The organism is Streptomyces sp. NPDC021225, assembly GCF_044332865.1.
Taxonomy (GTDB): Bacteria; Actinomycetota; Actinomycetes; order Streptomycetales; family Streptomycetaceae; genus Streptomyces.
This window is the reverse complement of sequence record NZ_JBIRPV010000008.1, coordinates 110,093-121,701: the sequence shown is the minus strand read 5'-3', so window position 1 is coordinate 121,701 and position 11,609 is coordinate 110,093. Positions and strand designations below refer to the sequence as shown.

Genomic DNA, 11,609 nt, shown 5'->3' with positions numbered 1-11,609 from the left:
GGTAGCAAGGAAGTCCGGGCTGCCGATCGAACTCCGATGGTCCGGCCCGTGCGCCGCCGACCGGCACACGGGCGCATTCGGCATGCCTTCCGTCATCCATCCCGCACCTGCGGAGGTGTTGATCGTGACCTCGCCCCGGCGGCCGATCATGTTTGTGAGCTCACCGGAGAGCGGATTGTTCAACTCGCTCTTCCTCATCGCCACCGAGCTGTCCCGGCGGGGGGTGCCCGACCTGTGGTTCGCCACCGACGAGAAGCGGCGTGAGGACATCGAGGGCATCGACGCGGGCAGTCCGGTGCGCTTCGCCTCGCTGGGCGAGGTGGTGCCCGAGCTGTCCTCCCCCACCTGGGACGACGAGACCTATCGGCGGGTGACCCAGCCGTCGCGGTGGAAGGCCCACCGCGCCCTCGTGGAACACACCTTCAACCCGCATCTGACGGTGCCCAAATACCGGGCGCTGGACGCGGTGGCCGAGGAGGTCCGGCCGGCGCTGATGATCATCGACAGCGTGTCGTTCTTCGGGGTGGAGGTGGCGGTCACCAGGAAGATCCCGTTCATGCTGAGCGTGCCCTTCCTGCCCAGCAATCTCTATATGACCAGCCTGTGGAACAACTTCCCGTCGGCGCATTCGGGTCTTCCGCTGAACATGACCTTCGGCCAGCGGATGGCCAATCGCTGGTTCAAGATCCGTAAGGTGTCGATGTTCTTCAAGCCGAGCATGTTGACAGTGCTCGGCAGTTCCAAAAAGACGCGGGAAAAACTGGGAATCTCCCCGGAGACGGTCAAGTTCTCGGCACGGACGGATCTGGCCGAGCTGATTCTGTGTTACTCGGTCACCGGTCTTGAGTATCCGTTCCCCTTCCCCGACAACATGCGTCTGCTGGGGGCGATCATTCCTCCGCTGCCCGAGGCGCCCGAGGACGGCGGACTCTCGCGGTGGCTCGACGCCCATGACTCGGTCGTCTACATGGGCTTCGGTACGGTCACCCGGCTGACCGCGGAGCAGGTCCGCGCCCTGGTGGAGGTGGTCCGCCGGCTGGAGGGGCGCCACCACGTGCTGTGGAAGCTCCCCAAGGACCAGCAGCAGTTGCTGCCGCCGGACGGCGAGCTGCCGGCCAATCTGCGGATCGAGAGCTGGGTGCCCTCGCAGCTCGACGCCCTGGCCCACCCGAACGTCAAGGTCTTCTTCACCCACGGCGGGGGCAACGGCTTCCACGAGGGGATCTACTTCGGCAAGCCGCTGGTGGTCCGGCCGCTGTGGATCGACTGCTACGACCAGGCGGTGCGCGGCGCGGACAGCGGGGTCAGCCTCACGCTGGACCGCCCCGAGACCTTCGACGTCGACGATGTGCTGGACAAGCTGACCCGGGTACTGACCGACCCCTCGTTCGATGCACGCGCCCGGCACTTCGCCCAGGTGCAGCGGGAGGCGGGCGGTCTGCGCACCGCGGCCGATCTGGTCCTCGGCTCCCCCGCCCTGGCACCCTGACCTCCGCTCTTCCGGACCTCGCGGCCCGATGACGGTTCCAGCCCCGCTGGATCTGTCATCGGGCCGCTTGCCGTGGCGCGGCCGGGGTGCGGTCAGGGCGCGTTGCCGTCGAGCGCGGCCCTGACCAGGTCGTCCAGGTCCATCGCGTCGATCGAGTCCCCCGGAGCCTGGTCCTCCGCCGCCGGGTGGCCGGCCAGCTGGAGCAGGGGCTCCAGCAGCCCGACCTCCCGCAGCCGGGCGAGGGGCACGGAGGTCAGCAGCGCCCGGATCTCGTGCTCCCGCTCATCGGCGGCGGAACCGCCGCCCGTCTCGGGTACGAGCTCCCGCAGCACATGCCCGGCGAGGGCGACGGGCGTCGGATGGTCGAAGACGAGCGTGGCGGACAGGCTCAGCCCGGTCGTCGCGGTGAGCTGGTTGCGCAGCTCGATCGCGGCCAGCGAGTCGAAGCCGAGGTCCTTGAACGCCCGCTCGGCGCCGACGGCCTCGGGCCCCGCGTACCCGAGCACCTCGGCGACCTGGGCGCGGACCAGGTCCAGCACCATGCGGGGCCGCTCCGCCGCCGGCCGGCCGAGCAGCCGCTCCCGCAGTTCGGCCGCGGCCGACGCCTGGTCGCGCGGGGAGACGACGGCGCCCGCGGTCAGCTCCGCGTACCGGGGCAGCTCTCGTAGCAGGGGGCTGGGCCGCCGGGTGGTGAAGGCGTGGATGAACCGGGCCTGGTCGATGTCGGCGACCACGGGGGTGGGGTCCCCGGACGCCACCGCGACGCGCATGGCCGACAGCGCGTCCTCCGGGGCCATCGCGCTCACCCCGGTGCGCTGCGATGCCTCCTCGGCGCGGGCGCTCGCCGCCATGCCGCCACCGGCCCAGGCGCCCCAGGCCACCGAGGTGGCGGGCAGGCCCTCGTCCCGGCGCCGCTCGGCCAGCGCGTCCAACGCCGCGTTCGCGGCGGCGTAGTTGGCCTGGCCTGCGTTGCCCACGGCGCCGGACGCGGAGGAGAACAGCACGAACGCCGTCAGGTCCAGCTCCCGGGTCAGCTCGTCCAGGACGGCCGCCGACTCCACCTTGGACCGGAACACCGCCTCGAACCGCTGTGGCGACAGGCCGTCGAGGACACCGTCGTCCAGGACGCCCGCCGCATGCACCACGGCAGTCAGCGGGCACTCGGCGGGGATGCCCGCCAGCAGGTCCGCCATCTGCCGCCGGTCGGCGGCGTCGCAGGCCACGATCGACACCTGGACGCCCAGCCCGGCCAGCTCGGACCGCAGTTCCCCGGCGCCCTCGGCCTCCGGGCCGCTGCGGCTGGCGAGCAGGATGTGCTCCGCGCCCTCGCGCGCCAGCCACCGGGCGACATGGCCGCCCAGGGTCCCGGTGCCCCCGGTGACCAGCACCGTGCCCGAGGGCTTCCAGCCGTCCTCGGGTGGGGCGCCGACCGGCCGTTGCAGCCGGCGGCCGAACACCCCCGAGGCGCGCACCGCGATCTGGTCCTCGGCGGGCTCCGGTCCACCGGGCCGCGCCAGCACGCCGGCGAGCCGCGAGGCCGTGCGCCCGTCCAGCTCCTCGGGGAGGTCGACCAACCCGCCCCAGCGCTGCGGGTGTTCCAGCGCGGCCACCCGGCCGAGCCCCCACACCGCCGCCTGCCGCGGGGCGGTCACCCGGTCCGTCCCGCCGGTCGACACCGCGCCCCGGGTGACACACCACAGCGGGGCCTCGATCCCGGCGTCGCCCAGGGCCTGCACCAGTACGGCGGTCAGGGCGAGCCCCGGCGGGACGGCCGGGCCCGCGGAGTCGGCCACGGCCAGCAGCGACACCACGCCGACCGGCCGGAGGCCCTCGGCGACCAGCTCGCGCAGCCGCCCGGCCAGCTCCGTACGGTCCGGTCCGGTGACCTCCAGCCGTACCGTCCCGGTGCCCAGCGCCTCGACCGCCGCGCCCACCCAGGGGTCCTCGGCGTGTCCGGCCGGAACCACGGCCAGCCATGTCCCCGAGGGGGCGGCCGGTGCCATGCGGGTGAGCGGCGTCCAGCCGATCCGGTACCGCCGGCTTTCCGCGGCGGACTGCTCGTGGCGCCTGCGGCGCCAGGTCGAGAGCGCGGGCAGGACCTTCGTCAACGCCTCGTCCTCGACGTCCAGCGCCGTCGCCAGCGAGGCGATGTCCGCCCGGTCGGCCCGTTCCACGATGGCCCAGAAGTCCGCGTCCGCCGTATCGGGGGCCGCGGCCTCCTCATGAGTGGTGTCCTCGGGCCAGAAGCGCTGGTGCTGGAAGGGGTAGGTGGGCAGGTCGATCCGCCGGGCGCCGGAGGAGGCGAAGAAGCCCGCCCAGTCGACTCCGACGCCGTGCGCGTACAGCCGGGCCACGGCCGACACCAGGGCGGCCTCCTCGCCGCGCGTCCTGCGCAACGCGGGGACGAGCAGGGCGTCGGCCGACCGTTCGCCGAGGGTTTCCTGCGCCATGGCGGTCAGTACGGCGTCGGGCCCCACCTCCAGGAAGGTGGTGACGCCCGCGGCGGCGAGCCGGCTGACGCCGTCGGCGAACCGCACCGTACGGCGGACATGCTCCACCCAGTACTCGGGCGCGCACACCCGCTCGGCCGACACCACGTCGCCCGTCAGGTTGGACACCAGCGCGATCCGCGGCGCCGCCATCGTCAGGCCGCGCACGATCCGGCCGAACTCCGCCAGCATCGGCTCCATCAGCGGGGAGTGGAACGCATGGCTGACCGTCAGCCGACTGGTCTTGCGACCCTGCTCGGCGAACCGGGCCGCCACGTCCAGCACGGCTGCCTCGTGGCCCGCCACGACCACCGACCGCGGACCGTTCACGGCCGCGACCGAGGCCCGCTCCCCCAGATGGGGCGCCACCTCCTCCTCGGTGGCCTGAAGCGCCACCATCGCTCCCCCGGGCGGCAGCTCCTGCATCAGCCGGCCGCGCGCCGCCACCAGGGCGCACGCGTCAGGCAGCGAGAAGACGCCCGCCACGTGGGCCGCCGCGATCTCGCCGATCGAATGCCCCGCCAGATAGTCCGGGACGATCCCCCAGGACTCCAGCAGCCGGAACAGCGCCACCTCGACCGCGAACAGCGCGGGCTGGGTCCAGCGCGTCTCGTCCAGCAGCTCCGCCTCGGCCGTTCCGGCCTCCGCGAACACCACCTCGGCCAGCGGCCGTTCGAGGTGGGCGTCCAGGTGTGCGCACACCGCGTCGAACGCCTCGGCGAACGCCGGGAAGGCGCCGTAGAGCTCCCGGCCCATCCCCGCCCGCTGGCTGCCCTGGCCCGAGAAGAGGAAGGCGGTCCGGCCACCGGCCGCGGTGTCCTCGACCACCCGTGCGGACGGGCGTCCTTCGGCCACCGCCTGAAGGCCCTCGGCCAACTCGTCGCGGTCCGCGCTCAGCACCGCGGCCCGTTCCTCGAAGGCCGCCCGGGTGGCGGCCAGCGAGAACGCCAGGTCGGCGAGGTCGAGTTCCGGGTGCGCGGCGACATGGCCGAGCAGTCGGCGGGCCTGGTCGCGCAGCGCCTGGGGGGTGCGGGCCGACAGGGCGACGGGCCACGGCGCGCCGTCGCGCTGTGGCGCAGCGGGGATCCGGGCGGGCTCGTCGTCGGGGGCCTGCTCGATGATCACGTGGGAGTTGGTGCCGCTGGCGCCGAACGAGGAGATCCCGGCCCGGCGCGCCCGCCCGGTCCGCGGCCATGCGGTGGCCTCGGCGGCCAGTTCCACGGCACCGGCGGACCAGTCCACATGCGAGGTGGGAGCGTCCAGATGGAGCGTCCTGGGCACCACGCCGTGGCGCATCGCCATGACCGTCTTGATCACACCGGCGACGCCCGCCGCCGACTGCGTGTGTCCGATGTTGGACTTGACCGAGCCGAGCAGCAGGGGCCGTTCGCGGTCCTGGCCGTAGGTGGCCAGCAGCGCCTGGGCCTCGATGGGGTCGCCGAGTGTGGTTCCGGTGCCATGGGCCTCGACCACGTCCACGTCCGCGGGGGACAGCCCGGCGTTCGCGAGCGCGCGGCGGATGACCCGGCGCTGCGAGGGGCCGTTGGGCGCGGTCAGCCCGTTCGAGGCGCCGTCCTGGTTGACCGCCGAGCCGCGCAGGACCGCCAGGACGCGGTGCCCGTTGCGCCGGGCGTCGGACAGCCGCTCCACCACGAGCATGCCGACGCCCTCGGACCAGCCCGTGCCGTCCGCCGCCTCGGCGAACGCCTTGCACCGGCCGTCGGCGGACAGCGCGCCCATGTCGCTGAACTCCACGATCCCCACCGGCGTGGACATCACCGTCACCCCGCCGGCCAGCGCCAGCGAGCACTCGCCCGAGCGCAGCGCCTGGGCGGCCAGGTGCAGCGCCACCAGCGACGAGGAGCAGGCGGTGTCCACGGTCACCGCGGGGCCCTCCAGGCCGAAGCTGTACGAGAGGCGGCCGGAGATCAGGCTGGCCGCCTGCGCGGTCTGGGCGTGGCCGCGCTGGTCGGCGGGTGGGCGGTAGTCGCCGCTGGTGGCGCCGACGAAGACGCCCGTGTCGCCGCCGCGCAGCGTGTGCGGGTCGACACCGGCCCGCTCCAGCGCCTCCCATGCGGCCTCGAGCACCAGCCGCTGCTGCGGGTCCATCACCATGGCCTCGCGCGGCGCGATGCCGAAGAAGCCCGGGTCGAAGTCGGCGGCGTCGTAGAGGAAGCCGCCGCCCCGGGCGGCGCTGCGCCCGCGTCCGTCCGGGGCGCCGTCGGCCAGTGTGCCGAGGTCCCAGCCGCGGTCGGTGGGCAGGTGGCCGATGGCGTCGGCCTCGTCCACGACCAGTTGCCACAGGTCCTCGGGCGAGCGCACACCGCCGGGGTAGCGGCAGCTCATGCCGACGATCACGATCGGGTCGTCGGTGGTGCGGGCCGGCAGCGCCGCCGTGTCGTCGTCGCCGTCCTCGCCGAGCAGTTCGGCCCATAGGTGGCCGGCGAGCGCCGCCGGGGTCGGGTGGTCGAAGGCGAGGGTGGTGGGCAGGGGCAGACCGGTGGCCTGAGTCAGTTGGTTGCGCAGGTCCACCGCGGTCAGCGAGTCGAATCCGAGGTCCGAGAAGGCCCGGTCGGCCTCGATCGCCTCGGCACCCGTGTGCCCCAGCACCTCGGCGACCTGGCCGCGGACCAGATCCAGCAGGACATGGGAGCGCTGAACTGCGGGCAGGCCCAGCAGCCGTGTCCGCAGTTCGGCCGCCGTGCCCGTGGCGCCGGCAACGGTGTCCCGGCCGGCCGCCGCGGCCTCCAGCGCCGTACGGGCCTCGGGCAGCGCGGCGAACAGCGCGCTCGGGCGTACGGCGGCGAACGCCGGGGCGAACCGGTCCCAGGCCACGTCCGCGAGCGTCACGGCGTCCTGTTCGCCGTCCACCGCCCGGCCCAGCGCGGCCACGGCCAGCCGTGGTGGCAGGGCGGGCAGTCCGCTGAGTCGCAGATGAGCCGCCATCCCGTCGGTCGGAGCGGCAGGAGTGGCCCAGGCGCTCCACGCCACCGAGGTGGCCGCGGCCCCGCGCGCCCGGCGCCGGTCGGCCAGCGCTTCGAGGGCGGCGTCGGCGGCCGCGTCGGTGGCCCGTCCCGTCACGCCCCACACCCCCGCGACCGAGGTGAGCAGCACAAAGGCGTCCAGGGGCCGGTCGCCCAGCAGTTCGTCGAGGTGTGCCGCCTGCGCGATCCGGTCCGCCAGCGCCGCGGCCGGCTCCTCGGTCGCAATCGCGTCGATCCGGTCGGTGGCGCCGGGCGGGGCGGGCGACAGGTCGGGCTGTCCGGCGTGCACCACCGCGTCCGGCGGGAACTCGTCGAGCAGCGCCGCCAGGGCGCCGCGGTCGGCCGGGTCATACGCCCGCGCGGTCACCCGGACGCCCGACTCGGTGAGTTCGGCGAGCAGTTCGGCGGTGGCGGGCGCGTCGGGGTCCTGCGGGCCGGTCAGCACCAGATGCTCGGCCCCCTCCCCGACCAGCCACCGGGCGAGCTGTCCGGCCGTAGCGCCCGTGCCACCGGTCACCCAGACCGTGCCCCGCGGCCGCCACCGCCCGTCGGCGACCGGCGCCGCGGCCCGCACCAGCCGGCGGCCGAAGACCCCGGTGGCGCGCACCGCCACCTGGTCCTCGGCGGGGTCGCCCGCGCCACCGGCCAGGACGGCCGCGAGCCGGGCACGGGCCCGTTGGTCGAGGGAGCCGGGCAGGTCGACGAGACCGCCCCAGCGCTCCGGGTGTTCCAGCGCGGCCACCCGGCCCAGGCCCCACACCGCGGCCTGCCCCGGATCCGCGGCGGCGTCGCCGCGGCCCACGCGGACCGCGCCCAGGGTGGCGCACCACAGCGGTGCCTCGATACCCGCGTCGCCCAACGCCTGGATCAAGGCGAAGGTCGGCGCGGTGGATTCGGGCCCGGTCCGCCCGAGGGCGAGCAGGGACAGCACACCCGCGAACCGCTCCCGCATCTCCCCGAGCCGCCCGGCCAGGACGGCCCGGTCGGCGTCCGCCACCTCGATGCTTACGGTGTCCGGCCCCATCGCCTCGGCGACGGCCGCCACCCATTCCTCATCGACCGTCCTGGCCCCGTCGATGCCGGGGACGACCAGCAGCCAGGTCCCCTCCGGGGCGCCGGTCGGCGTTCCGGCGAAGGCCGGCCCGGTCAGCGGCGTCCAGCTCACCCGGTAGCGCCAGCCGTCCACGACGGACTCGTCGTGGCGGGACCGGCGCCACGACGAGAGCGCGGGCAGTACCGCGGTCAGCGAGTCTCCGTCCACCTCCAACGTGGCCGACAGCGACTCCAGGTCCTCCCGCTCCACGGCCGACCAGAACTCAGCGTCCACCGGGTCGGCCGCCACGGGCCCCGCCGTGTCCGGCGCGAACTCGGGCCAGAACCGCTCGTGCTGGAAGGCGTACGTCGGCAGGGTGGTCCGGCGCGCACCGGACCCGCTGAAGTACGCGGCCCAGTCCACCGGCACGCCGTGCACATGCAGCGCGCCCAGCGCCGCCGTGATCTCGGGTTCCTCGTCGCGGTCCGCGCGCAGCAGCGGCACCACCAGCGGTTCGGGCCCCTCGTCGGTCAGCGTGTGCCGGGCCATCGCGGCCAGCACCCGGTCAGGGCCCAGCTCGACGAAGGCGGTCGCGCCCGCGTCCCGCAGGGTGCGCACTCCGTCGCCGAACCGCACCGGCTCCCGCACCTGGCGCACCCAGTAGCCGGGGGAACACAGCTCCTCGGCCGTGGCCTGTCGGCCGGTCAGGTTGGAGACGACGGGGATCCGCGGCTCCTGGTACGCCAGTTGTCCGGCCACTGCGGCGAACGCGTCGAGCATCGGTTCCATCAGCGGCGAGTGGAAGGCGTGCGAGACCCGCAGCCGCCTGGTCCTGCGCCCTCGGGACTCGAGTTGCCCGGCGATCCGCGCCACCGCCTCCTCGTCACCGGCGATCACCACCGCGGTGGGGCCGTTGACCGCCGCGACGGAGACCAGAGCTTCGTGTCCGGCCAGCAGCGGGGCGACCTCGTCCTCGGTGGCCTCCAGCGAGACCATCGCGCCACCGGCGGGCAACGCGTCCATCAGCCGTGCCCGCGCCGCCACCAGCCGGCACGCGTCGGCGAGCGAGAACACCCCGGCGGCGTGGGCCGCCGCCAGTTCCCCGATGGAGTGCCCGGCGAGCAGGTCCGGGCGTACGCCCCACGACTCCAGCAGCCGGAACAGGGCCACTTCGACGGCGAACAGGGCGGGCTGGGTGTATCCCGTACGGTCCAGCAGCTCCGCCGCGGCCGTCCCGGCGTCGGCGAACATCACCTCGCGCAGCGGACGGTCCAGCTCCGTGTCCAGATGGGCCAGCACGTCGTCCAGCGCCTCGGCGAAGGCGGGGAAGCGGTCGTAGAGCCGCCGCCCCATGCCGGGCCGCTGGCTGCCCTGGCCCGAGAAGAGGAACGCCGTCCTGCCACCGGGGGCGCGTACCACCCCGCGCGCCGCCTCCGTTACCCGGTCGGCGGTGGCCAGCAGCAGCGCGCGGTGGTCGAACGCCGGGCGGCCGAGGGCCAGTGTGTACCCCACGTCCATGGGGGACGGCCGCGGGGCGCTCATGTCAACGAAGGAGGTGAGCCGGTCGAGCTGCGCGTTCAGCGCCGCCTGGCCACGGCCCGAGACGAGCCACGGCACCACGGCCGGGATCGGCCCGGGCTCGTGCGGCCCGGAGGGTTCGGCCACGGGCGCCTGCTCGACGATCACATGGGCGTTGGTGCCGCTGACGCCGAAGGCCGATACACCGGCCCGCCACGGCCGGTCCGTCCGCGGCCACGGCGTGGCCTCGCGCACCAGCGACACCGCGCCCGACGCCCAGTCGACGTGGGAGGACGGCGTGTCCACATGCAGTGTCCGGGGCAGCACACCCTGCCGCATCGCCATGACCATCTTGATCACACCGGCCACACCGGCCGCGGCCTGCGTATGGCCGATGTTGGACTTCACGGTGCCCAGCAGCAGCGGTTCCCGGCGCTCCCGGCCGTAGGTGGCGAGCAGGGCGTGCGCCTCGATGGGGTCGCCCAGGGTGGTGCCGGTGCCGTGTGCCTCGACCGCGTCGACGTCACCCGGCGTCAACCGCGCGTCGGACAGGGCCTGCCGGATCACCCGCTGCTGCGCGGGGCCGTTGGGCGCCGTCAGCCCGTTGGACGCGCCGTCCTGGTTGACCGCGGTGCCGCGTACCACGCCCCAGACCTCGTGTCCGTTGCGTACGGCGTCCGAGAGCCGCTCCAGGACCAGCACCCCGACGCCCTCGGACCAGGCGGTGCCGTCGGCGGCGTCGGCGAAGGCCTTGCACCGGCCGTCCGGGGCAAGTCCGCCCTGCACGCTGAACTCGGTGAAGGAGTCCGGGCTCGACATCACGGAGACGCCGCCGGCCAGGACGAGCGAGCACTCGCCGCGCCGCAGCGCCTGGGCCGCCCAGTGCAGCGACACCAGCGAGGACGAGCAGGCGGTGTCGACGGTGACGGCCGGTCCTTCGAGCCCCAGGGTGTACGACAGCCGGCCCGACATCACGCTGGCCGTGTTGCCGGTGGCCACGTGTCCGCGCACATCGGCGGTGGCCTTGCGCAGCACGCCCGCGTAGTCCTGTCCGTTGGTGCCCACGAAGACGCCGGTGTCGCTGCCCCGAAGCGTGGCGGGGTCGATCCCGGCCCGTTCCAGCGCCTCCCACGAGGTTTCCAGCAGCAGCCGCTGCTGCGGGTCCATGGCGAGGGCCTCGCGCGGGGAGATGCCGAAGAACGCGGCGTCGAAGTCGCCCACGTCGGGCAGGAAGCCGCCCTCCCGCGTGGCGGAGGCTCCGTCCGTGAGCGCGTCGAGGTCCCATCCCCGGTCGGTGGGGAACGGGGAGATGCCGTCCCCGCCGTCGGCGAGCAGCCGCCACAGGTCCTCCGGCGACGCCACGCCGCCGGGGAACCGGCAGCTGATGCCGACGATGGCCACCGGGTCGTCGTCCACGGGCGGTGTCGCCGAGTGCGCCGGGGGCGCGGAGCTGTCAGCCGCCGCGCCGAGCACCTCGGCGAGCAGGAAGTCCGCCAGCGCGTACGGCGTGGGGTAGTCGTAGACCAGGGAGGACGGCAGGGTCAGCCCGGTCTGCGCCGACAGCGCGTTGCGCAGCTCGACCGTGGTGAGCGAGTCGAAGCCCAGGTCCCGGAACGCCTGGTCGGGGGCGATGGCCGCGGTGTCGCCGTGGCCGAGTACGGCGGCCACCCGGCCGCGCAGCAGGTCGAGCACGTACGCGCCCCGCTCGGTCTCGGGCAGGCTCGTCAGCCGGCCGCGCAGCGTCGGCTGGTCCGACGGCGTGCCGCCCCGGCCGGTGTCCGTTGTCTCCCGGGCGCGCCGTACCTCCGGCAGGTCGGCCACCAGGGGCGCGGGCCGTGCCGTGGCGAAGGCGTCGAGGAAGCGGTCCCAGTCGATGTCGGCGACGGTCAGCACCCGCTCGTCGCGTTCGATCGCCTGCCGGAGCGCGGCGACGGCCAGCCGCGGGGGCATCGGGGTGAAGCCGCCCCGGCGTACGCGGCCCTCCAGCGCCGCGCCGTCGGCCACCATCCCGGCCTCGGCCCACGGCCCCCAGGCGAGGGACGTGGCGGCCGGACCGCGGTCCCGGCGGCGCTGGGCCAGGGCGTCCAGATAGGCGT

2 protein-coding genes (1 of these 2 cut by a window edge) are annotated in these 11,609 nt (G+C 74.7%); one reads left to right on the top strand and one right to left on the bottom strand.

From position 1 onward, the window contains the following. The first annotated feature begins 124 nt into the window (after window positions 1-124). On the top strand, window positions 125-1,489 hold the full coding sequence (locus tag ACH4S9_RS31700) for a glycosyltransferase (RefSeq protein ID WP_398374969.1): 1,365 nt from the start codon (window positions 125-127) through the stop codon (window positions 1,487-1,489). 92 nt (window positions 1,490-1,581) lie between these two features. Here ACH4S9_RS31700 and ACH4S9_RS31695 read toward each other — a convergent pair whose 3' ends face one another. Next, window positions 1,582-11,609, bottom strand: partial view of a type I polyketide synthase gene (locus ACH4S9_RS31695; protein ID WP_398374968.1) — the end only. Its footprint extends 18,820 nt past the window's final position; the window shows 10,028 of its 28,848 coding nt (coding positions 18,821-28,848); its start codon lies off the right edge, out of view; the stop codon is at window positions 1,582-1,584.